Annotated in this window: 23 protein-coding genes and 1 tRNA gene (1 of these 24 cut by a window edge); 5 read left to right on the forward strand and 19 right to left on the reverse strand. The window is 50.8% G+C overall.

Annotated features, from left to right (window positions below; genetic code table 11):
* Positions 1 to 51: 51 nt before the first annotated feature.
* A complete protein-coding gene (locus tag FDX03_RS16575) occupies positions 52 to 225 on the reverse strand; it encodes a general stress protein (RefSeq protein WP_003036022.1) in 174 nt (57 codons plus the stop codon).
* A 385-nt stretch (positions 226 to 610) separates the two neighbouring features.
* Between FDX03_RS16575 and wrbA the strand changes: the two genes are divergently transcribed.
* Together wrbA and FDX03_RS16585 are read left to right on the forward strand one after the other, a co-directional pair.
* Positions 611 to 1207 carry an NAD(P)H:quinone oxidoreductase gene (wrbA, locus tag FDX03_RS16580; protein WP_003832057.1) on the forward strand — a complete coding sequence of 199 codons (597 nt, stop codon included), beginning with the start codon at positions 611 to 613 and terminating at the stop codon, positions 1205 to 1207.
* A gap of 20 nt (positions 1208 to 1227) precedes the next feature.
* On the forward strand, positions 1228 to 1455 hold the full coding sequence (locus FDX03_RS16585; protein WP_061067654.1) for a YccJ family protein: 228 nt from the start codon (positions 1228 to 1230) through the stop codon (positions 1453 to 1455).
* A gap of 38 nt (positions 1456 to 1493) precedes the next feature.
* Here FDX03_RS16585 and agp read toward each other — a convergent pair whose 3' ends face one another.
* From agp to FDX03_RS16665, 16 genes are all read right to left on the reverse strand, one after another.
* On the reverse strand, positions 1494 to 2735 hold the full coding sequence (gene agp, locus FDX03_RS16590) for a bifunctional glucose-1-phosphatase/inositol phosphatase (protein ID WP_137346260.1): 1242 nt from the start codon (positions 2733 to 2735) through the stop codon (positions 1494 to 1496).
* Between the two features lie 88 nt (positions 2736 to 2823).
* Positions 2824 to 3531 (reverse strand): winged helix-turn-helix domain-containing protein, encoded by a 708-nt coding sequence (locus FDX03_RS16595; RefSeq protein ID WP_115602274.1) that lies wholly within the window; start codon positions 3529 to 3531, stop codon positions 2824 to 2826.
* Positions 3532 to 3600: 69 nt separating this feature from the next.
* The gene (locus FDX03_RS16600) at positions 3601 to 4356 is read right to left on the reverse strand and encodes a sulfite exporter TauE/SafE family protein (protein WP_101741507.1); all 756 of its coding nucleotides are present in this window, start codon (positions 4354 to 4356) and stop codon (positions 3601 to 3603) included.
* A gap of 86 nt (positions 4357 to 4442) precedes the next feature.
* Positions 4443 to 4931: a hypothetical protein gene (locus FDX03_RS16605; RefSeq protein WP_061067652.1), complete on the reverse strand. Its 489-nt coding sequence runs from the start codon at positions 4929 to 4931 to the stop codon at positions 4443 to 4445.
* 24 nt (positions 4932 to 4955) lie between these two features.
* Entirely contained in the window at positions 4956 to 5441 is a 486-nt protein-coding gene (locus FDX03_RS16610; protein ID WP_137346261.1) for a TlpA disulfide reductase family protein, read from the reverse strand.
* A complete protein-coding gene (locus FDX03_RS16615) occupies positions 5428 to 6123 on the reverse strand; it encodes an ABC transporter ATP-binding protein (protein WP_137346262.1) in 696 nt (231 codons plus the stop codon). Before FDX03_RS16615 ends, FDX03_RS16610 begins: the two co-directional genes overlap by 14 nt.
* Before the next feature lie 4 nt (positions 6124 to 6127).
* Positions 6128 to 7258, reverse strand: coding sequence for an FtsX-like permease family protein (locus FDX03_RS16620; protein WP_061067650.1), 1131 nt, complete (start codon positions 7256 to 7258; stop codon positions 6128 to 6130).
* The gene (locus FDX03_RS16625) at positions 7248 to 8531 is read right to left on the reverse strand and encodes an ABC transporter permease (RefSeq protein ID WP_137346263.1); all 1284 of its coding nucleotides are present in this window, start codon (positions 8529 to 8531) and stop codon (positions 7248 to 7250) included. Before FDX03_RS16625 ends, FDX03_RS16620 begins: the two co-directional genes overlap by 11 nt.
* A gap of 4 nt (positions 8532 to 8535) precedes the next feature.
* Positions 8536 to 9915 (reverse strand): Fe-S-containing protein, encoded by a 1380-nt coding sequence (locus tag FDX03_RS16630; protein ID WP_137346264.1) that lies wholly within the window; start codon positions 9913 to 9915, stop codon positions 8536 to 8538.
* Positions 9916 to 10115: 200 nt separating this feature from the next.
* Positions 10116 to 10643, reverse strand: coding sequence for an iron transporter (locus FDX03_RS16635; RefSeq protein WP_003035987.1), 528 nt, complete (start codon positions 10641 to 10643; stop codon positions 10116 to 10118).
* A gap of 29 nt (positions 10644 to 10672) precedes the next feature.
* On the reverse strand, positions 10673 to 12622 hold the full coding sequence (locus FDX03_RS16640; protein WP_170973106.1) for an FTR1 family protein: 1950 nt from the start codon (positions 12620 to 12622) through the stop codon (positions 10673 to 10675).
* A 272-nt stretch (positions 12623 to 12894) separates the two neighbouring features.
* The gene (gene nqrC / locus FDX03_RS16645) at positions 12895 to 13647 is read right to left on the reverse strand and encodes an NADH:ubiquinone reductase (Na(+)-transporting) subunit C (protein WP_124021563.1); all 753 of its coding nucleotides are present in this window, start codon (positions 13645 to 13647) and stop codon (positions 12895 to 12897) included.
* Positions 13648 to 13842: 195 nt separating this feature from the next.
* Positions 13843 to 14349, reverse strand: a complete 507-nt coding sequence (locus FDX03_RS16650) for a protein disulfide oxidoreductase (RefSeq protein ID WP_101741511.1) — start codon at positions 14347 to 14349, stop codon at positions 13843 to 13845.
* Positions 14339 to 14962 carry a DsbA family protein gene (locus FDX03_RS16655; protein ID WP_061067645.1) on the reverse strand — a complete coding sequence of 208 codons (624 nt, stop codon included), beginning with the start codon at positions 14960 to 14962 and terminating at the stop codon, positions 14339 to 14341. The genes FDX03_RS16650 and FDX03_RS16655 overlap by 11 nt, the downstream gene beginning before the upstream one ends.
* Positions 14959 to 16839: a protein-disulfide reductase DsbD domain-containing protein gene (locus FDX03_RS16660; protein WP_137346266.1), complete on the reverse strand. Its 1881-nt coding sequence runs from the start codon at positions 16837 to 16839 to the stop codon at positions 14959 to 14961. The genes FDX03_RS16655 and FDX03_RS16660 overlap by 4 nt, the downstream gene beginning before the upstream one ends.
* Before the next feature lie 48 nt (positions 16840 to 16887).
* Positions 16888 to 17250: a hypothetical protein gene (locus FDX03_RS16665; protein WP_048212096.1), complete on the reverse strand. Its 363-nt coding sequence runs from the start codon at positions 17248 to 17250 to the stop codon at positions 16888 to 16890.
* Between the two features lie 412 nt (positions 17251 to 17662).
* Between FDX03_RS16665 and dsbA the strand changes: the two genes are divergently transcribed.
* The gene (gene dsbA, locus FDX03_RS16670; RefSeq protein ID WP_137346267.1) at positions 17663 to 18286 is read left to right on the forward strand and encodes a thiol:disulfide interchange protein DsbA; all 624 of its coding nucleotides are present in this window, start codon (positions 17663 to 17665) and stop codon (positions 18284 to 18286) included.
* Positions 18287 to 18398: 112 nt separating this feature from the next.
* Here the strand turns inward: dsbA and FDX03_RS16675 are convergent, their stop codons facing one another.
* Positions 18399 to 18701: an antibiotic biosynthesis monooxygenase gene (locus FDX03_RS16675; protein WP_137346268.1), complete on the reverse strand. Its 303-nt coding sequence runs from the start codon at positions 18699 to 18701 to the stop codon at positions 18399 to 18401.
* 274 nt (positions 18702 to 18975) lie between these two features.
* Here FDX03_RS16675 and cbpA point away from each other — a divergent pair, with 274 nt between their 5' ends.
* Both cbpA and cbpM read left to right on the forward strand, forming a co-directional pair.
* Positions 18976 to 19896, forward strand: a complete 921-nt coding sequence (gene cbpA, locus FDX03_RS16680) for a curved DNA-binding protein (RefSeq protein WP_048212099.1) — start codon at positions 18976 to 18978, stop codon at positions 19894 to 19896.
* Complete coding sequence (cbpM, locus tag FDX03_RS16685) at positions 19896 to 20189, forward strand: chaperone modulator CbpM (protein ID WP_048212100.1); 294 nt, start codon at positions 19896 to 19898, stop codon at positions 20187 to 20189. The genes cbpA and cbpM overlap by 1 nt, the downstream gene beginning before the upstream one ends.
* Positions 20190 to 20676: 487 nt before the next feature.
* Here the strand turns inward: cbpM and FDX03_RS22850 are convergent.
* Positions 20677 to 20717 (reverse strand) — tRNA-Ser (locus FDX03_RS22850); it runs 131 nt beyond the window's last position.

A 20717-nucleotide genomic window follows, 5' to 3' on the forward strand; every position in this document is an offset into this window, starting at 1 on the left:
CAGTCTCTGAACACTCAGCCGTCACGATATCTCTAACAGACAGCCCGACAATTACGATTTGTTATTGCCGTGACTATTCTTGCCCCCTTTTTTTCCTGCTTCTGAAGCGCGTTGCGGGTCATTCTTGAAGTTGCCCCCGCTGTGCTGGCCACCTTTTCGACCTGCTTCTGATGCTCTTTCGCGGTCTTCCGCAAAGTTGCCGGAACCGCCCCGATGGTTTGCCATTACTGACCTCCGTCATTGATTAGCCATCATATTGCATAGGTACTGAGGAGTGATACCTCACGCAGCGCAAGGGCCGTGCCCTGATTTTTACTGCGTGGGATTAAGCATAGTGAAGAGTAACCGGATAACCGGCGAACTGTAATATTCTGCAACAGGAATGGCCGCCAGATGTTAATAATCGCGGCATGAAATCAATAAGTCTTTCTTATGGCTACCAAATTCCGCTCGGTTAAAAATGTATCATTTTGCAACAAAAACAGTTGTTATAAAAATTGTTATAAATCAAAGAAGTGATTGTGAAATTTGCACTCCTGGCCGTACGTCATATCTTTAAAGGGAGGTAGCGAATCGCTACGGACACAGTTAACTCGAGGAGTAGTGTAAAATGGCAAAAGTTCTGGTGCTTTATTATTCCATGTACGGACACATTGAAACTATGGCCCATGCAGTCGCAGAAGGCGCAAATAAGGTAGATGGCGCGGAAGTGATTATTAAGCGCGTACCAGAGACCATGCAGCCTGAGATTTTCCTCAAGGCTGGCGGCAAAACCCAAAACGCACCAGTCGCCACCCCGCAAGAACTGGCTGATTACGACGCCATTATTTTTGGTACCCCGACACGCTTTGGCAATATGTCCGGCCAGATGCGCACCTTCCTCGACCAGACTGGCGGACTGTGGGCTTCTGGCGGCCTTTACGGCAAACTCGCCAGCGTATTCAGCTCAACAGGCACTGGCGGCGGTCAGGAACAAACCATTACATCAACCTGGACAACACTTGCCCACCATGGGATGGTGATTGTACCCATCGGTTATGCGGCGCAAGAACTGTTTGATGTCTCACAAGTTCGTGGAGGCACACCTTACGGCGCAACGACCATCGCCGGAGGCGACGGCTCTCGTCAGCCAAGTCAGGAAGAGTTATCTATCGCCCGCTATCAGGGTGAATATGTCGCGGGTCTGGCAGTAAAACTCAACGGCTAATCTTCAACAGGAGGATTCGAATGCCAACTCAAGAAGCGAAAGCTCATCACGTTGGTGAATGGGCAAGTCTGCGCAATACATCGCCGGAAATAGCCGAAGCCATTTTTGAAGTCGCGAATTATGACGAAAAACTGGCGGAAAAAATTTGGGAAGAAGGTAGCGACGAGGTACTCATCAAAGCCTTTGAAAAAACAGACAAAGATTCGCTCTTTTGGGGTGAACAGACTATCGAACGTAAAAACGTCTAGCGCTCAGACTCCCCCGCGAACACGGGGGAGTTTTTCTTTTACTTCGCCGCCTCATTCAGCACGCTGTCGAACTTATCTATCGGGCAAAAACCATCCGCATCTATCGGGCAACCTTTCAGCTCCAGCGTTACGCGCTGCGCCGGGGATTTCAGCGTCAGAACGTCTGCATTACGCAACTGCTGCGAGCTCTGATACACATACTCGATTTTCATCAGATCACGATTTGCGTTGCTGTCATGCCAGCGCTGGAAGACAATCTTCCCGCCAATCGGCGTACGCTCGTTCTGATCGTGAAGCTGGTATGGTTTGAAATCCAGCGCGGTGAGCAGCGATGCGATGTTTGAGTCATGTCCCACCAGCACAGTTATTTTCGGTGCTTTCGCGCGTTCAGTAACCAGCGCATTATCAATATATTTCACCAGCGGTTTGGCGACGTTCTGCGCCACTTCCGGGGAGGTGAACAGACTGTCCTGATAGCCGTTTTTCAGCTTCGACAGCACCTTCCATTGTTGATCGGATTTAATCTCGCCCCAGGCAACCTTGTCCATCGGGAAGCCTTCGTAATATTGCAAGGTGAAGGCATCAACCAGCGAATTCCCCACCTTCAGCGGCCCCGACACACCTGGCTCCTGCTGATACTTAGCACTGAATGTGTCTTTCGCATCAGTCAGAGAACATTGCTGTTTTTCTTTACAGGACGGCGAGTCTTTGTAGTTTGTCATTTGCTCAAGCAACTGATAGCTGTCTTTGAGCTGCATTTTGCTACGCTCTTTCTCCATCGCCTGAACGGCCTGCTGACTAAATGCCGCAGAATCATCGGTGATCACCGGGTTAAAGGTGGGATCCATGGTACCCATTTTTTCCTGATGGTGGACCGGAACGTCACACCCCGGGAAAGCCCCCGTGACAAAAAACTGCGCCGTAGCAACAGTGCGCTGCAGGCTGTTAGCATAGGTATAAACCGTATCCGGTGCCGGACATTCGCCCGATTTCACCATCCCCTGCTCTGCCAGCCACTCTCGCATATAGTGACCCATATAGATTTCCAGCACACCGCCTTTGGTGGTGAGTTGTCCGCCGGGGACATCCCATTCTGGCCATTGTTTGGGGGTGGACTGTTCAAGAACGCTGCCATTATTGGCTAAAGGTGCACGTAAGTTATGCCGACTCATCATCAATACTTGTTGAAGCTGATAGCCTTCCGGCGCGGTCTGCGCCTGCGCGGCGGTGGACAGTAATACAGCCCCTGCCACAGCGGCGGCGATTAACGATTTATTCATCCCTACGACCTCTTGTTGTTATCAATCACCACAGAGTGTGACAGATATATGACATTTTTCCGGGAACGCTTTCGCAAAAATGGGGCATCTACCGTGTCGTTTGGATGCCAAACTCCGTCTGAAGTTTGCGCACACCAAGTGGGGTAAAGGTAACGTGGCGGCTGCCTGTCTGCGTTTTTATCCATTGCTTTTCAATCAACCAGCGCAGCAGCGATGCGCCAAGCACGCCGCCGGGATGATAACGTCGTTCGCTCCAGTCCAGACAACCACAGGTTAATTTCCGCCGGGATGAGCCAGCAGTGAGGACAATCCCCATCAGCGCCAGCTTTTCCTGTCCAAGTAACGTCAGCGTTTCGCCATCCGGCGTTAACCACTGGCGGGAAACCAGCGTATCGAACAGCCTTACCGCCACCTCTCCAGCCAGATGATCGTAGCAAGTTCGGGCATGCCGCAAGCTTAGCGGCGTAGTAATTTTTCGTGGTACGGATGTGCTCCACGCCACGCCCATCAGGCGCTCCAGCAGTTCGGCGATATCGTGACTCGCAAGGCGAAAATAACGATGCCTGCCCTGCGCAAGCGCCACAACAAAGCGTTGTTCGCACAGACGCGCCAGATGCGCGCTGGCGGTCGACGCAGACACATCCGCCACAGCGCTAAGTTCGGTTGCAGTCCAGGCGCGCCCATCCATCAGGGCGCACAGCATACGCGAGCGCGACTTATCGGCCATTGCCGCCGCAGTAAGCGCCATTCTCGACTCCAGATCGTCCTCTTCTTCATTTAACACCACTGATGCCATAACGCCCCCTTTGACCCTAAATAGCTGAATGAACGATGCCATGAGAGCGCCCTAAAGTCACTGCACAGGTCACGCCGCTCGCAGCATCATCTCTACGCCAAGCCCGATCAGACAAAACAGAAAACAGCGTTTAAACACGAGCGGAGAAATAACTCTTCGCACACGGGTTCCTATCCACTGGCCAATAAGTGCAGGAACAATGGCCAAAGCCGACAAACTTAGGGATTGTACGGGCAGCGCGTTGTGCCACCACAAGCCCAGTGCTAACGCCAGTGTCGAAAACGTAAAAGAGATCCCAAGCGCCTGTACCAGTTCATCCTTTTCAAAGCCCAAAGACTGGATCCATGGCACGGCGGGCATGACAAATACCCCCGTTCCCCCCGTCAATAAACCGGTCACGAATCCAATGACAAGGGAAAAGGGTTTTTCACGCTGCGGATCCACGGTAATTTTCTTTCCCGCCAGCGTCCAGATAGCATAAGCAACCAGTGCCATACCCAGCGCAAACTGGGTCCGGGTTGTGTCGCCCCCGGTGATCCAGACACTGGCAAGCAAAGTGGCAATCACCACCGCCAGCAGCATAGGCCACAATCGTTGCAGCAATCGGCCAGTGTTACCACCACCGCCAAACTGAAACAGATTGCTAATTAGAGAGGGTAACAGCAACATCGCCGCCGCCGCGACCGGAGAAATAAGCGATCCGAGGATCCCCATCGCCACCGTGGGCAAACCCATACCGGTGACACCTTTCACCATCCCGGCGAGGACAAACGTGACGGTAATCATCATCACCAGGGAGGGTTCAAATGCGTATACATTGGCCATTCTTTATTTTCCCACAAAAAAAGATAAGCCAGGTTAAACGCAACTATGAATACTTGCTTCGTCGGGTGACGAAATATGCCATCCAATTATTCGCAGATAATCACTTCGCTGCGGATATTACGTGCACAATATAAGGTTCCGTCTGTCAGATACAATTGATGAAAGCATGTGTTATCTGGGATGTTGTGTAAAAGGGAACGCTCAGTATCAATGAACTCTCGTTGTATCCGATAATGAACCGCATCATCAGTTTCAAAGGAAACATATTCCCGTTTGGTATATGGTTTACTTTTTAATTTCACATATACAATGTATTGCACCGTACTGAATGTCAGTCCAGTTTTTGCAGCAATCTCTTTCAGATTTAGTGGTTCAGAAGACGTATAGAGAGTTTGTACCTGCTCAATACGTTTTTGATTGTAGGCTGATACCCGCAGGCTCAGTTTCAGTCGATACGCCATATTGCGCACAACCGTAATATTAGTGCGAAGCATCCCCGCAATCTGCTCCGTCGTGAGAACGCCTGCGTTTTCACGCAGGACGGCCAGACTCTCTTTATTCCACCTGAATGCCATATAGTGTTTCTCTTTGTATCGCGTTCATCGGGCGGCCAGTCGCGCAAACGTTGCATCTAACTCAGGCGGTTTCCGCATCCCCTGGTGTAATTCCAGTACACGACCGTCCCTGTCAATTAACACAGAGGTTGGCGTACCGATGACCTGATAGCGCTCCTGGGAAATCTTAAGCTGATCGCGGAGTACCGGGTAAGAAACCTGATGTTTCGCCAGTAAGTTATCTATGTTAACCGTCGCCGGATCGGTATTCACGGCCACGACCACAACGTTATCGCCCCACTTTTTACTTAGCGCTTCCAGCGCGTCCATTTCGGCAAGACAGCCACCGCATCCCGCCGACCAAAAGTTTAGATAAACAGCCTTTCCACGCCAGCGTTCAAGCCCTGCTTCTCCCCCCTGCAGGTCGAATGTTGCCAGCGCCGGGGCTTGCTGCCCAACCACCAACTTCTCTTCTTTACACCCACTAATCAGAACCAAAATGGCGAAAGTTAATATGTTAATCCAGCGCATGTTGATTCGCCTCCTCACCCTGATATTTGCCATGCTGCAAACGGATAATACGATCGGCAAATAACCCAAGCGCCGGATTATGCGTCACCATCACAATCGTGCGCCCCTGCCGATGCAGGTCAGTGAGTAGATCCAACACCCGCTGTTCATTCTCTTCATCAAGGTTACCCGTAGGTTCATCGGCAAAAATCACCGGCGGCTCATTGACCAGCGCCCGGGCAATGCACACCCGTTGCTGCTCTCCCCCAGAAAGTTGACTCGGCAGGTGCGTCACTCGATGCCCAAGACCGACTTGTTCCAGAACCTTCCTGGCCGCCGCTTCATCTACCACGCTATGGTAGTGTTGCGCCAGCATGATATTCTCCAGCGCGGTTAAAAACGGGATCAGATGAAACTGCTGGAATACCAACCCTATTTTCTCAGCGCGAAAACGGCGACGCCCCTCTTCATCCAGTGCGGCAGCATCAATCCCATCTAAAAACACCTGACCTTCTGTCGCGGTGTCCAGGCAGGTCAGAATATTCATCAGTGTCGTTTTACCCGAACCAGAAGCGCCCATAATCGAGACAAACTCCCCCTGCACTATTTGCAGGTTAATGTCATCTAAGGCGGTAACATCGCCGAACCGTTTATATAAATGGCGGGTTTCAATCGCCATTGACGGGGTCTGCACAACGGACATTGCGTTACTCTCCTTTCAACACTTTTGCGGGTTCGACGCTAACCGCGCGACGGACCGGAACAATCGCCGCCAGAATGGCGACCAGTAAAGATAATGTCAGGGTGATGGGCAGCACTGGCCAGCGTAGCGCTATTGCGGCATTGAATACGGTCAGTCCCAGTAGTTGGGCCAACATGTACCCTAAGATCCACCCACAAACCACTGCAGCCAGCGCGATAATGCAGGTTTCAAGGAGAATTTGCCGGACAATATCACCGTTGCTGGCCCCCAACGCTTTTTGCAGCGCAAATTCCCTGGCCCGCTCACCCACAATGGCCATCAACGTGGTATTCACGCACAAAGATGACAGCGCAAGGATCACAACCGATACCAGCCCCATTAACCCTTTTATTTTATCCAGTACCTGTCCTTCTGATGCGGAGACTTTCCGTATAGGACGGATCTCCAGATCCGGGTATTGAGCCTGCAATCGGCTGGCATAGTTTTCCACCTGACCGACATCGTTACTGACACTCAGCAGCCCATGGCTGATTTTATCGGGCTGATGCAACCACGCCTGCGCCACATCAAGACTCACAATTAGCATGTTATCTGTCGCATCACCGGCTTCAACAATGCCTTTTATCTGTAAGTTTTTGCGCTGATTGTGATCCACCAGGATGATGTTATCGCCCGGTTGGACGTTAAGACGCTCAGCCAATTTGACGCCAATCATCGCATTGCGATCGTCAAAGCTAACACCAATCCAACTCCCCTGAACCTGCCAGTACGGCACCAGCTTTTGCAAGGATTCAAACCACACGCCGACAATCACCACCTTCTCCAGCTCGGTACGCGCCATACCGTAAAGCCAAGGACTGGCTCCGTGAACCAGGCCTTGCGGTGCCTGATCTAAAATAGTCTGCAACGCTTGCTGCGGCATGCTGGAGCCATGGCCTGGCCCGATGTAGAAATTTGCGCCAAAGGTCCGCAATTCTTCACTCATTTTGGTATTGATGTCGAACCACACCGCAGATAGCGCGGTCACAATGGTCGCCCCGACCATCAATGCGGCAAATACTACGCTAACTCGCTGAAAACGCAGACGCAGCGCCCGCCATACCAGCAACCAGAGCATGGTACGTTTAGCGGCCATACAGCACCTCCACAGGATACAAGCGGGCAATACGGCGGGCCGGGAACCAGGTGCCAATCAGGGCAATCAGGACAGCAATAACCAATACACATGGCACCACAATCCAGGCAAAATTTAATGGCGCATCAAATAGCATCAGGCCAATCGCTTTCGCCATTCCCCATCCAGCAACACATCCCAATGCCCCACCGGCCAGTCCACTGGACGCGGCTTCAAGATAGAACAACAGCATGATTTGCCACTGATGCGCGCCAAGCGCCTTCATCAGGCCGATCTCTTTAGCGCGCTCCATAATGGTGCTGGTCATCAGTGACGCGATTCCCATAGCCGAAGCTGCCAGTGCTGCGACGGTCACGACGGCCATCAGCAACTGAATTTTATCGATTACAACCCCCTCAGATGCAGCAACCTGCCACACAGGGCGAACTTCTGCACCGGAAATAGCCTCCTCCAGTTGATGAGCAATGGACGAGACATAGGCCGTGCAGTACCAAAGGTCGTACTCTTCAGCATTCAGTGCATCGAGATTTTCACGCGCCCGACGCGACAACTCATTTTCCGGCACCGTCAGCGCTGAGACACGAATGGCCTGCACTTTGCCGGGTAAATCCAGCAACGTTTGCGCCGTGCTCAACGGCATAACCAGTTGGTTATCCTCATCCCCGCCGCTGGAGAGGATGCCGCTGACGGTCACATTCAACGTTGTATTGCTGGTACGGATCACCAGTTGATCGCCTGGCTTCCAGCCCGTTTGTCGCGCCAACGCATGCCCTACCAGTGTTTGAGGAGCATCACCAGCAGGCTCTTGCGGCCAATGGCCTGTCACTTGCCAGAACGGGCTTACCGTTTTTTGCCCCGTCTCAAACCCTTCTTCATCTGGAATATCTACCGGTTGGCTGAAGAAGGTGCCGAGAATACGTACTTCTTTGCCGTTAACGTCGACATCACCGCCAAGCATAGGGGCAAAGCCGACAATGTTGTTGCGCCAGAAAATATCCTTAATGTTGGGGAGTTCCGCTTCATCAAGGAAATCCTGTCCTGATAGTGGATTACTGTTTTCACTGAAAAGTGCAGGCAGCGCCGCCTGTCCGGCAGGTTCAATCAAAATATTGGCACCATAGGACTTCAATTCTCTGGACATTTTATCGCCAATATCAATCGACACCGCCAGCAGGGCGGAGATCAGGCTGGACGCAAGAAAGACGGTCATAATAGCCAGCCCCTTGCGTCGGAGATTACGCCCCCAGGATTGTCGTAACATTCTCCACAGCATTTTGTTACTCCTCCCTCAATTCAGCAGGGACGAACTGTTCCGGAGTTTTACGGAAGCGATCGTAATTGGCCTCGGACGAGAAAAACCAGGTTTTGCCACCATAGCTGTATTTGTAGTCAGCAGAAGTATTGGTCAATGTGGAACCATCAACCGGGTCGGTCACCTTGATGGTCATGACCGTCGAGAAGTAATTCACGCCAGCAGCCAGCTCTTTACCTGGGATCACCAGCTCTTTCTCATCATTACGCCAGTTTTCAATTGGCACCGGATTGCAACCACCAGGTTTACCAATCGAAGGAATGAAAATGTGTACCCCGCATGCCACGCAGATAACCTGATTACCTTCCATCACGTAACCCTGATCGCCACACAGTAGACAGGCATCAAAAACCACCCCCAAACGCAACTTGTCGGGATAGCGGTTAATCACGAAAAAACGTACCGCTTTACCATCATCGGCCACCCAAACAAAGCGGTGCAGCTTGCCATCACGGAGTCGTTCTATTGGCAGATGAACCATGCCATCACTGGCAAGTTGTACCGGAATGGCTTCTGACAACTGCGGCGGTTGAGAGGCGACTTTTTCCCACCACAGTTGCCCGGCGATCACCACCACCGCACAACCTAGCGTGACCAGCCAAAGACGAAACGCATTTCGACGATGCGCCAGCGCCAGTCGATAAGCAATCGGCTCATCGGCTTTACGCGTCTGGCGCATCGCGCGTAACAACGCCGGTACCCAGCACAGTGCCAGAGCAAGTAATAGGGCGGCCCCCAACCAGTTATACATCGCCGCGTTGTTTGTCACTTTGGCCACAAAACTCAATAGCGATTTCGCCAGCGGTAGCACCTGCAGTTTCATTAACAGCAGCAACAAATTACCGCTTAATGGCAGCCAAATCATGACCATCAGAATCAGCGTCAACGGCCAGTAGAGTCCACGAATACGACGCAACAGCATAGCGCTCAGTACCCCAACCAGGCAGAGGATCGCAAATGCCAATAGCATTGCCGTCAGATTCAACAGCAGATCGGTATTTAGCACATGGGTGCTGGTTAATCCGCCGAGATTGGGATCCAAAGCCCAATGTCGGGCTGCGCCAAACACCAAAATCCCTTGCCACAGGTAGCGAATGCGCTTTGATACCCACCAGAAGCTCAACACAAACAGCAGCGTAATCATCACTTCTGTGCCAACCAGCAACAATTGCACTGGCTGCGAGCCGCGGAGGGTAAGTCCCACCAGCACGCCAAGGATTAAGCCTGTGAGTAAGGTCCAGACGAGTGGGCGCAATGAAGGGGGATCGATGCGACTCCAGAGAACCCCGGAGAGCAGCGCAATGCAGAAAAAAACCTGTAGCGTCGTGACAAAAAAATAACTCATAACATCGACTCTGTACGGCGGATTGAATGATGTAACTATCCAGGTACATCGATAATTTAGAGCCTGCCCATCAGGGGGATAAGTTCGCGGTCAGTTAAGACATGAGCAGCGCAAAACAAATCGTGGGTACACTTCGTACGTAAGATTGTGAGCACTGCCCGGTCCAAAATGGCAAATCAAGCAGCCTGATGGAAAAGCGCTTAGTTCAGGCCGACGTATTTAAATTCATAACTCACATCAAATGGTTTCCACCAGCGACCAACGCCGGTCTCACTGTCTGTATGACGGTGCATACCTGCTTTTGACGGCGGTTCGATGTGATAGGTCACTTTATAGTTACCCACCCCCATCATTTTGATGTTCGCACCGTAATGAGGGCCATCGCTGGCAACCATCGGCATGAACGTACCTTCTTGTTTTTCACCCGTATCACTGTTAATCAAGGTGTAACTGATAGTCAGATAAGGGATCCATTCGCCTGCGCCAAAACCATTTTTACTGCCTTCCACGGCATGAATATCCGCCTCAAGGTGAATATCGGCTTTTGCTGCCGGTAATCCCATGCCACGCGGTTCCATATCGATTGGCTGCAGGTACACAGCGGCCAGTTCCATCTCATTCATGGTGACAGGCTCGCCTGCCGGATACTCCTTAAAGGCAAACGCTGCCGGAGCAGTGAAAATACCGGCCATCACTGCACTGGCAATCAGGGTTTTCTTCATGGTCATCAGACATATCCTCTCGTCTCAAATAACAGCTATAGATTAGTTTTTATCGTTTCCCCAGGAACAGTGCTTTTCCGCCGCATCACCCACAGCGCCACCAGCGCCGCAAGTAGCAATATGGCCTGCGGTAATAACGTTTCCACGTAGGGATAAATTCCCAACCAACTGATTTCAGGGAAGCCGTTAATCAACGTTGGCTGGAACAGCTTACCTTCCACCAGTTCCAGAACCCCTTTGCCCGCAAATACAAAGGCCATCAGGTACATAAAACTGCCGGTAAACATAAAGAACGGCTTCAAAGGCAGGCGTACAACCGAGTAGCGCATGATGAGCCAGGCGACCAGCAGAACAACACAGCCGATAACAAAACCTGCCGCAATCGCCATATGCCCAGAAATATCATTCGCATCCCCGATCAGGGCGTAGTAAAACAGCACGGTCTCCGCCCCTTCGCGGTAAACCGCCAGGAAGCTGGTAAGCCACAGTCCAACCAGTGAACCACGGGAAAGTGAGTGGGACAGTTTCCCTTCCAGCCATGCTTTCCAGTGGCGAGCCTCGACTTTAGACAGTAACCAGTAGCTCATGAAGAACAGCATGACGACGGCAATCAGCATCGTTACGCCTTCCAGCAGTTCTCGGCTGGCGCCGGAATTCGTGAACAGGAGTTGGAATATCACAGCGGTAATAACGCTTGCGATTAACGCGACAATCACCGACTGGCGAATTAACGGAAGCTTATCCTGGTGATTGTTTTTCACCATATAAGCCACGATGGCCGCCACAATAAGCAGGGCCTCCAGTCCTTCGCGCACGATAATCATCAGGCTGTAGAGCAGCAGGCTCCACTGGGTTTCTTCTCCTTCCCCCAACATCACCACTGCTTTTTGTAAATCCTGCTCCAGTGCGCTGGCTTCAGCGTTGAGTCTTTCCACTGGCTGACCCGCTTTCATCAGACTAACCAGACGCGTGAAGTAAGCCTCCAGCGAGGTTTTAAATGCCGAATCGCGAGAACCGATTTTGTTTTCCATACCGCTAGCTTCAAAGCGGTCAAAATAACTGTCTTGCACATCCAGAATGGCATTCTTCGCATCGCCCTCCTGGTAACGGGCAATCGCTTTCTGAATACTTTGATGGATACCCAACGAGACGGCAGCCCAGTCTGCGCGGACTATATCATCCTGTGCCGTGGGCGTATTCCCCGTGTTTTGCACCGCCGTGACCTGCTGTTCGTCACGGGTAGTAGGCAGACCAGGCAGAAGATCCTCAATATCCTGTAACAACGTCGTGACCTGATAAGAGACATCATTAAGGCGATCCGGCTCTGCGGTGAGCGCAATCAACGCAGAAAATTGCTGGTTAATCGCAGCAGCGTCTTTTGCCGATCGATTCTGTCTGACCGACATTTCCATCTCTGAGTTTTTAAAACCCTGATAGTGCGCTTGTTGAACGTTCTGGCTGGCTACGCTTAAATTCCCGGCCTGATAGTTATTTACTGCCTGAGCCAACAAATCGTCGATAACGCGAAAACTTTCTTGCCAGTGTACGGCGATATCTGTCCTGGAAAACGCATTGTGCTGCTCTTCGGCAACCAGGCGATGTCCGCCATCTAACACAGGTTCAACTTCGCGCAGCGAGGCTTTGAGCCAGTCGATTTTAGACTGCACGTCAGAGAGCGATTTTTTTTCGCCAATCATGCGACGAATCTCACCAAAAGCGCTTTCCATCTCATAACTTTTGCTGGCGGAAATGTTGATTCGAATAGGACCTTCAAGGTTTTCAAATACCTCAAAGTACGCCATTTGCACCGTTCGCCGCGCTTCATCAGTTTGTTGCTGAGAGTAAAGTTCTGCTGTTTTATCAAGACGTTGTTCAATATCCTCAATTAACGGAGCATAGTTTGTTGCGGCCCATACATGAAGGCTTACAAGCAAGCTACACACAGTGGTCAGCAGGAAAACACAGAACTTACGCACGGTACGCATCCTGTAAAATACAAATGATAATTATTATCATTATCGATTTTAGCTTGCGTTGTACATGACCTGGATCATAAAAATGTCAATAGGTAACAAGTTATGTAAATTTATCTCATGAAAATGTGATGAATACGAAATTGAGACATTCGGGATTTATTAATGATGCCGTCAATACAGGAGAATTTATCGGTGATATGGAATTGAGTTGCCCCATACTCACTGACGCAAATGAGGCCGGCAATGAGTATGAAGATAAACGTTATTTAAAACAAAAGCGATCAGGGAACTATTATATCAGGGCCACGAGTAATTCGTTGCAAAAAACGGCCATAACCCTGTTCGCCTGTCCAGTAGTTGATGCTTCTCTCAACCCCATTCGATGTCAGGGTCGCACCAGAAATACCATCTACTGTATATTCATCGATATTCTGTGGTTTCTCCTGAGTTATTCTTAGTGCTGGCATCCTGTTATTATCAACTACTTTTTTACCCGGCCATTGCTTACGCCAACTCTCATCTTCCACTCTGGCTCCCAAAAAAGGAGTTTCCCGCTGCTGATAGTAATACAGGTTTTTAACCGTACGTCCGTCTGGGTCAAGAGCCAGAAAGGCATACATCATTGACTTCGCGCCCTTACCGAAAACAGGGAGTATAATTTGTTGAATTTTATTGCTTTTATCTTTTACAAGATATACATCTGCAATCGTACAGCGCTGATGGATCTTCGCGGGATCATGTTCCGGAGCGAGTTTTTTACATCCCTGCGTCTGGACGTCATCAGCGACCCATTCACCGGAATCCAGATTAACCTTACGCGCTAAAATATAACGTTGATACAAATTGTTAATTGTTTTTTTATCCTGCGCATCTGATTTCAACAGGCCTGAAGCATGCAGAATAGCGGCATGTTTCTCTTCACCGGTAGGTTCAGCGAGTTCCCCCTGATACATCATAAACCAGACAATAGCAGCAATAAAAATAAGGATACAAAAAAACATCATTGATATAACAATAACTTTACCCTTGCGCATTATTCTTTAATCCCTGCGAGAAATAAGATATTTAAAACACCATCAGATATGCCATTACCTTTGTGGATTTGCAACTACAGAAAAAATCAAAAATATATAACTATTAGTATATAATTTCAGGATCCAATATCAGAACAACATGTTTTTCTTACCTTTTTATCGTAAAAAAAATGCCGGGTTTCCCCGGCATCAGAATCAGACGTTTTTTGCCCACCAGAGGCGTAGCTTCATTCCCCAGTAACTGGTCCAGCCGCTGGTTGTCGACACCACGCGACCGTGCGACATCACGACCAGCGTTGGCGTGACGCTGATGTCCCAGCTGCGGGAGATGGTCCCGTCGGCATCGTTGATGACGGGAAAGTCTACGCCTTTACGCGCCAGCCAGCGCGTCACCTCCGCCTCATTACCAGAACGCAGCGCAATGGTTATCACGTTCTCGCCTTCTGAGTACAGTCTGGCGACTTCCGGTGTCGTGAACCGACACACGCCGCACCAGCTCGCCCAGAAATAGATCAGCACTGGCTCCTCTTTGCTGAGCGAGGCCAGCGTAACGTTTTCACCATCCAGCGTCTGCAAAGGCGTACTGTCAAACGCTACGGGAAGCTGGGGCGCTCGCCAGGCATCCATCAACAACATCGCCCCGGCGAATAACACCAGTAAGATCAGTCCTTCGCGCAGCCAGCGGCGCAGTTTACTGACCATTTGCGGCCGCCAGCTTTTCTTTGACCACCTCTTCCAGTGTTTCCCACGGTACTGCACCCGGGATCAGCTCATCGCCAATAATCGTTGCAGGCGTGCCTCGCACACCGACCAGACGTGCCAGTTGCAGGTTGGTGCTCAGCGTCTCCTCACTTTGTGCATCCAGCGTCACAGGGCTGGCAGCGGCTTTCTCCTGTGCCTGTTTAATACTCACTGCCGTGTGGTAGCCCTTCTTCTGCATCAGTTTCTCATGTAACGCCAGAAACTGCTGCGGATGCTCACGCCAGGTCGTCAGCGCAGTTCGCGCCGACAGAACCGAACTCTCCCCTTTAAACGGCAGCGGTTTAATCACCACCGCCACATCAGGATATTTCTGTACAATCTTTTCCAGCATCGGATCCAATTGCTTGCAGTATGGGCAGTTGTAATCGGTGAAGTTTATCAGGGTCAGTTTTGCCTGCTTTGCGCCAATCCGCGGGCTGTTGGGATCGTTAAACAGGGCTTCCTGAATTAATGCTTCAATTTGCTTTTCCTGTTCCGGGGTAAACGGTGCAGGTTCTTTCGCCACGCTGACGGCAGAAAACAGGGTTAGCAGCAGGACAATCATCATTTTCATGGGTTCACTCCTTTGGCATCGGCCAGTGTCTTCAGCAGCACATCGCGGGTTAACAACGTCGGCAATGCCTGACCTTGCGGCAAACCGGGACCATAAATTTGGTTGAACGGCACAGCAACCTGGCCGCGTTTTTTCAGGAATTCGGTGATCGCTTCAGAGGGCAGCGTCCAGTCACCCCGCAGAGCCACCACATCGGGTTGTTGCAGTGCAGTCTGGACATCTTCTTTTTGTAGAACATTGAATTTATTGACTTTACAGGTAATGCACCAGTCAGCCGTCACATCTACAACTACGCGCTTATGCTGAGCCAGTGCATCTTCAATGGCCTGCTCGCTCAGCGGTTGCCAGTTCACACTCTCTTTGGCTGTACTTTGGCTTGCGAACCCCAGGTGCGGGAGCAGCAATGTTGCCAGCCAAATAGCCGAGCCAAGCATCATCACGCCAAGAAGACGCCGCAAGATATTCATCCAACGCCCCGGACGCGGCAGACGCAGCGCCAGACCCGGACGCAGTGCCACCAGCAACCATGGCAAACTCATCCCCAGCCCGAGCGCGAGGAACAGCCCCCATAGCGTCGGCAGCGAGGCGGTCAACGCCACCGCCACTGCCGTCCCCAGGAACGGCGCACTGCACGGCGTGGCAAGCAACGTCGCAAACGCGCCCTGCCAGAAATGCCCTGACAAGCCGTTACCGCCGCGAGTTGCCAGTATGGTGGTCATTGCTGAAGGAAGGCGAAATTCAAACAGCCCAAACAGGCTGGCGCTGAACGTCAGCATCACCAGCATCATAAAGCCGATAAACCACGGACTCTGGAACTGGATCCCCCAACCAAGCGCCTGATTGGTCAGGCGCAGCACCGTCATCAGCAGCGCGAGAGCCATAAAAGAGACCAGGATCCCAGCCACCGATGCCAGAAACTGGCGGCGAACCTGAAGACGGCTTTTCTCCTCAACCAGTAAAATCGAGCCCAGCTTCATGCCCAGAACCGGTAAAACGCAGGGCATCAGGTTGAGAATCAAACCGCCCAATAACGCCATAAGCGCCACTTGCCACAGCGGGAGTGAAGCGTTTTCAATAACCGGGGCTTCGCCAATCGTAAGACGACTTTCCTGTGCAACGCCGTTATCAGCCAGAACCAGTGTAAGTTGTTTACCACGAAGATTCGGCGCCCCTTCCCCCCAGCTGTCATGAACCGGAACCGTTGCCCGTAGTATTTCGCCCTCTACGCGGATTTGCGGCATACCAAAATCCGCATCATCAACGGTGTCCAGGTACAGGCCTGGCGCAGACCAGCCCCCCGCACGACGAGCCTCAACCACCAGCTCTCCGGCTCGCGCCCCGGCACTAAGCGCATCGGTCAGCCCGCTGGCCAGCGGTATCTGCCCCATCGCTTGCGCATAGTCATGAGCAAAAGACGGGTCCTGGACGCTCGGCGTCACGGAAAAGGGAAAATCCGTTAACAGGCAGACATTGCTGCAGGTTGATAGGGTCAATACACCGTTAAGAGCGGCTGGCGTGGTGCCACGTACTACCATCGGGAAGGTGACATTATCGTGATATCCCTGGGTGGTGATATTGGCGACCTCAAAACGAGCAGGGGTTGGCCAGAACCAGTCGACCGCAGGCATTTCCTCTTTCCAGGCGATAGCAGGCGCAACGCCTCCCTCACCCGGCGATCGCCAGTAGGTTTTCCAGCCATCCTCCAGTTTAACATCGAGCAGCAGACGGGTTTCACCGTCAGCTGCTGTATCGGCACGTAACCGCACACTGGCGTGATTGTTATCGGGTGAACGCAGCCAGCCGGGTTCAGCTGCCCAGGATACGGGCAGCCATAGCAATAACAGACAGAGCAGTGCCTGCCTGAAAACAGTCATCATAGTTTTTCTCCGTGAATAATTATCTAACAGTCAGCAACGGCTGCGCTGTCATTCACGGAAGACGCAAAATCGGAGATGCACCCGGAGAGTGGGCGGCGAGATAGCGCGCGGAGGGAAAAAAGGTAGGCGAAATGCCCGCACGGGTGCCAACAGCGACAGCAGCAAACATAGCACCAGAATCGCGCCTTCAAACAATACTGGCGGTGCAGCCAGCAATGATTTTGCGCTAAGCTCACAAGGCGTAACGGGCGAAGCTTCATCGGTATCGGCCTGGGCGCTCGCGACAACAGCAGTGGTCGTGGTGTTCATCTGCAACGCGTGCAGACCCGCCATGCGCTGCGCGGTGCATACCATCACCACAACACATGCCAGGCAGAGGAACCACCATCCCATCCGTTGACGTTTCGCCATTATACCCTCACTGATTGACGCGAGTTATCTTAGTCACTGGCGAGGTTTTGGCAACCTTTACCCTGTAAAGTTATGTCGGCAGAGGCCGGTCAATTCTCATTCCGCCCCAGCGCGCTGCCCAGAAATGATAATTAATATTGTTAATTAATTTCATTATTGCAAAATAATGACGCTAATAAAACAAAGCTAAGAATATCACGGGGTTTATTATTTACTATTCACAAAGCGTCCCTACAAGTATTTCACCACTGCCATGAAATTGAATGACAAGTATGCCAGTAGATATGCCTGCGTAAATGAAAGTAAGGGCCAGCACATTTTCGGATAAATATTGTATTATAACTTACCGCCATGAACATTATGTTCATCATCAAAACAATTGTTTGTTAAATGTTATTTAGAGTATATGAAAATGAAAAAAATCTTACTTCCTCTTCTAGGCCTGATTTTTACTGTGAGCGTTCAGGCAGCAACATTTACCGATGGCAAGGAATATATTTCACTTGAAAAGCCACTTGCGTCAGCGCCCGCTGCGCTTAAGTTCTTTTCATTTTATTGCCCTTCATGCTACCAATACGATGAAGTTCTGGAAGTCACTGATAATGTGAAAAAAGCATTACCTACTGATGTCAAACTTACTGACTATCACGTTGATTTCTTAGGTCCGTTGGGGCCGGAGATGACGCACGCGTGGTCTGTCGCTATGCTGTTAAACGTGGAAGATAAAGTAAAACCTTTACTGTTTGATGCCGTGCAGAAAAAACAAACTGTTAAAACAGCAGATGATATTCGCAATGTATTTATCCGCGCTGGTGTCAGTGCAAATGACTATGATGCTGCCTGGAATAGCTTTGCCGTAAAATCATTAACGGCGAAGCAACAGGAGTTGGCTAAAGCGGTAGACCTGAAAGGTGTACCGGCTATCTTTATCAAGGGTAAATATATGATTAACCCGAAAGGATTAAAATCAGATAACGTTAACGCTTTTGTCCAGAACTACGCTGATACCGTTCGTTTTCTTTTTTCCAGACCTTGATAAGCCGTTAATATTACTGACGCACCACCAACAGGAGCCAGAGCCTGTTCTGGCTCCTGTTGCTACAGGCAGACATTATTGACTGTCAGCTGTCATATACGCTGGCAGAACCTTATTCAGAGGCGTAATCCTTCAAAACAGAGGCAACACGTATTCTGTAGTATGAAAAAATCAACTGCTTACCCTCCTGTTGTGCGGCCTTATGCCTGACGTTGCATTTCCACCTGCGCACTGCATCCTCATCCTCCCACCATGAAAGTGACAGCATTTTCCCGGGCGTATTAATGCTCTGAAATCGTTCGATAGAAATAAACCCAGGGATCTCTGCCAACAACAGCTTCAGCTCTGAGGCCAGTTGAAGATATCGCTCTCCAGCCTGAGGATGCACATCTGCTTCAAAAATAACGGCGATCATTCAGTATCTCTCCCTTGTTAATTTCAGCCACTCTATTACTGGATAAAATGCGATGCTTCGCTCAACAACGAACAGTCTGGTGAAAAGGGAAAATGTGAGTATGACAGGTAGATAAACAAGCAGGCTCACCGCATTAGCTGGTGACCCTTTTACGACCTGCGCCCCCCTTTTTCATGGTTGGCATTCGCGCCTATCGGGATTACCCTAAACTTAACGGTGATACCTTTTGAGAGGGATTGCCTTCTTCATGTGTTGATTTACACGAGAGAACGCTATGGAATTAAAGGATTATTACGCCATTATGGGCGTGAAGCCGACAGACGATCTCAAGACAATCAAGACCGCCTACCGTCGTCTCGCGCGAAAATACCATCCCGATGTCAGCAAAGAACCCGACGCTGAAGCTCGTTTTAAAGAAGTTGCCGAAGCCTGGGAAGTACTGAGCGATGAACAGCGCCGCGCCGAATACGACCAGCTGTGGCAGCATCGCAACGACCCGCAGTTTAATCGTCAGTTCCAGCAAGGAGAAGGTCAAAGCTACAGCGCTGAAGATTTCGACGATATCTTCTCTTCAATTTTTGGCCAGCACGCACATCAGTCACGGCAGCGCCACGCCAGTCGCGGGCATGATATTGAAATCGAGGTCGCCGTTTTCCTCGAAGAAACCCTTGCTGAGCATAGCCGCACCATCAGTTACAACCTGCCGGTATACAATGCGTTTGGCATGATCGAGCGGGAAATCCCCAAAACCCTCAACGTTAAGATCCCGGCCGGTGTCGGCAATGGGCAGCGCATTCGCCTGAAAGGTCAGGGAACCCCTGGTGAAAACGGTGGCCCGAACGGTGATTTGTGGCTGGTGATTCATATCGCGCCGCATCCGCTGTTTGATATTGTTAATCAGGATCTGGAAGTTGTCGTTCCGCTTGCCCCATGGGAAGCCGCATTGGGCGCAAAAGTAACTGTACCAACACTCAAAGAGAGTATTTTGCTGACCATCCCCGCAGGAAGCCAGGCTGGACAGCGATTACGTATCAAAGGCAAAGGTCTGGTCGGTAAAAAACAGACTGGCGACCTGTACGCGGTCATCAAAATCGTGATGCCGCCGAAACCTGACGACAACAGCGCCGCCTTGTGGCAACAGCTGGCGGATGCGCAGAAGTCCTTTGATCCGCGCAAAGAGTGGGGGAAAGCATAATGGCTAACGTGACCGTTACCTTTACCATTACCGAGTTTTGTCTGCATACCGGTGTTTCTGCAGAAGAACTGAATGAAATTGTCGGTTTAGGGGTAATCGAACCCCGTGAAGATGAGACCTTTGATGACCATGCACTGACCGTGGTGCAACGCGCACTGCGTCTGCGCCATGAACTGGCGCTTGACTGGCCAGGAATTGCCGTCGCACTGACGTTGCTCGAGGAGAACGCGCAACTGCGGCAGGAAAACCGCTTTTTGCGCCAACGCCTGTCCCGATTTATTAGCCATCCGTGAATATGTTAAGAGTGCGGCGATGAGCCGCACCTACAGGTAAGCAGGGCGTATTTTTTATAAAAAACCAAACTCATCAGATTCGATTTCTCGGCTACGGATTATCCAGCTCGGTACCTGCCCGGCAGATATTCAGAAAAACTGTGGATGAATGACTCTATCCGCGTCAGCTTTTTAGCCAGAAATAACGTTTATGGGTAACCGTCTCACTAGTACCGACAATGTCCTTCTGCGCAACGCATCAATTTGCTGATGATCTGAACTTGCCCCCAGGCAAACACTACTGGACTGGCCTGGGTTCAGTTAAGGCTTTTACAGGTCATGAATACATCATGGCCATGCCTTCAGCCACGCCAATATGGAAAGACTTTCAATGTGCAGTTAAATTGCAGCGTATAGCACTAAAAAGAAAAGCCTGGGATTGGGGTAGGCAAGTGTTTGAATGTTACATAAGGGGATTGGTCAAGATTGCAAGTCTATTCTAATGCTTCAAAAGCAAAAAGGGGTTACCTTTCGGTAACCCCTTTTCAT

This window comes from Citrobacter sp. wls827, assembly GCF_005280875.1.
Lineage (GTDB): Bacteria > Pseudomonadota > Gammaproteobacteria > Enterobacterales > Enterobacteriaceae > Citrobacter > Citrobacter youngae.

Coding starts and splice junctions, on each gene's coding strand:
- FDX03_RS16635 (WP_003035987.1), bottom strand. CDS start 10,643: ATGACCATGAAGAAAACCCTGATTGCCAGTGCAGTGATGGCCGGTATT.
- nqrC (WP_124021563.1), bottom strand. CDS start 13,647: ATGCGCAAGGGTAAAGTTATTGTTATATCAATGATGTTTTTTTGTATC.
- FDX03_RS16610 (WP_137346261.1), bottom strand. CDS start 5,441: ATGCGCTGGATTAACATATTAACTTTCGCCATTTTGGTTCTGATTAGT.
- agp (WP_137346260.1), bottom strand. CDS start 2,735: ATGAATAAATCGTTAATCGCCGCCGCTGTGGCAGGGGCTGTATTACTG.
- FDX03_RS16595 (WP_115602274.1), bottom strand. CDS start 3,531: ATGGCATCAGTGGTGTTAAATGAAGAAGAGGACGATCTGGAGTCGAGA.
- FDX03_RS16605 (WP_061067652.1), bottom strand. CDS start 4,931: ATGGCATTCAGGTGGAATAAAGAGAGTCTGGCCGTCCTGCGTGAAAAC.
- FDX03_RS16665 (WP_048212096.1), bottom strand. CDS start 17,250: ATGGCGAAACGTCAACGGATGGGATGGTGGTTCCTCTGCCTGGCATGT.
- FDX03_RS16640 (WP_170973106.1), bottom strand. CDS start 12,622: ATGCGTACCGTGCGTAAGTTCTGTGTTTTCCTGCTGACCACTGTGTGT.
- FDX03_RS16625 (WP_137346263.1), bottom strand. CDS start 8,531: ATGCTGTGGAGAATGTTACGACAATCCTGGGGGCGTAATCTCCGACGC.
- FDX03_RS16615 (WP_137346262.1), bottom strand. CDS start 6,123: ATGTCCGTTGTGCAGACCCCGTCAATGGCGATTGAAACCCGCCATTTA.
- FDX03_RS16620 (WP_061067650.1), bottom strand. CDS start 7,258: ATGGCCGCTAAACGTACCATGCTCTGGTTGCTGGTATGGCGGGCGCTG.
- FDX03_RS16650 (WP_101741511.1), bottom strand. CDS start 14,349: ATGGTCAGTAAACTGCGCCGCTGGCTGCGCGAAGGACTGATCTTACTG.
- FDX03_RS16600 (WP_101741507.1), bottom strand. CDS start 4,356: ATGGCCAATGTATACGCATTTGAACCCTCCCTGGTGATGATGATTACC.
- FDX03_RS16575 (WP_003036022.1), bottom strand. CDS start 225: ATGGCAAACCATCGGGGCGGTTCCGGCAACTTTGCGGAAGACCGCGAA.
- wrbA (WP_003832057.1), top strand. CDS start 611: ATGGCAAAAGTTCTGGTGCTTTATTATTCCATGTACGGACACATTGAA.
- cbpA (WP_048212099.1), top strand. CDS start 18,976: ATGGAATTAAAGGATTATTACGCCATTATGGGCGTGAAGCCGACAGAC.
- FDX03_RS16675 (WP_137346268.1), bottom strand. CDS start 18,701: ATGATCGCCGTTATTTTTGAAGCAGATGTGCATCCTCAGGCTGGAGAG.
- dsbA (WP_137346267.1), top strand. CDS start 17,663: ATGAAAAAAATCTTACTTCCTCTTCTAGGCCTGATTTTTACTGTGAGC.
- cbpM (WP_048212100.1), top strand. CDS start 19,896: ATGGCTAACGTGACCGTTACCTTTACCATTACCGAGTTTTGTCTGCAT.
- FDX03_RS16585 (WP_061067654.1), top strand. CDS start 1,228: ATGCCAACTCAAGAAGCGAAAGCTCATCACGTTGGTGAATGGGCAAGT.
- FDX03_RS16655 (WP_061067645.1), bottom strand. CDS start 14,962: ATGAAAATGATGATTGTCCTGCTGCTAACCCTGTTTTCTGCCGTCAGC.
- FDX03_RS16660 (WP_137346266.1), bottom strand. CDS start 16,839: ATGATGACTGTTTTCAGGCAGGCACTGCTCTGTCTGTTATTGCTATGG.
- FDX03_RS16630 (WP_137346264.1), bottom strand. CDS start 9,915: ATGAGTTATTTTTTTGTCACGACGCTACAGGTTTTTTTCTGCATTGCG.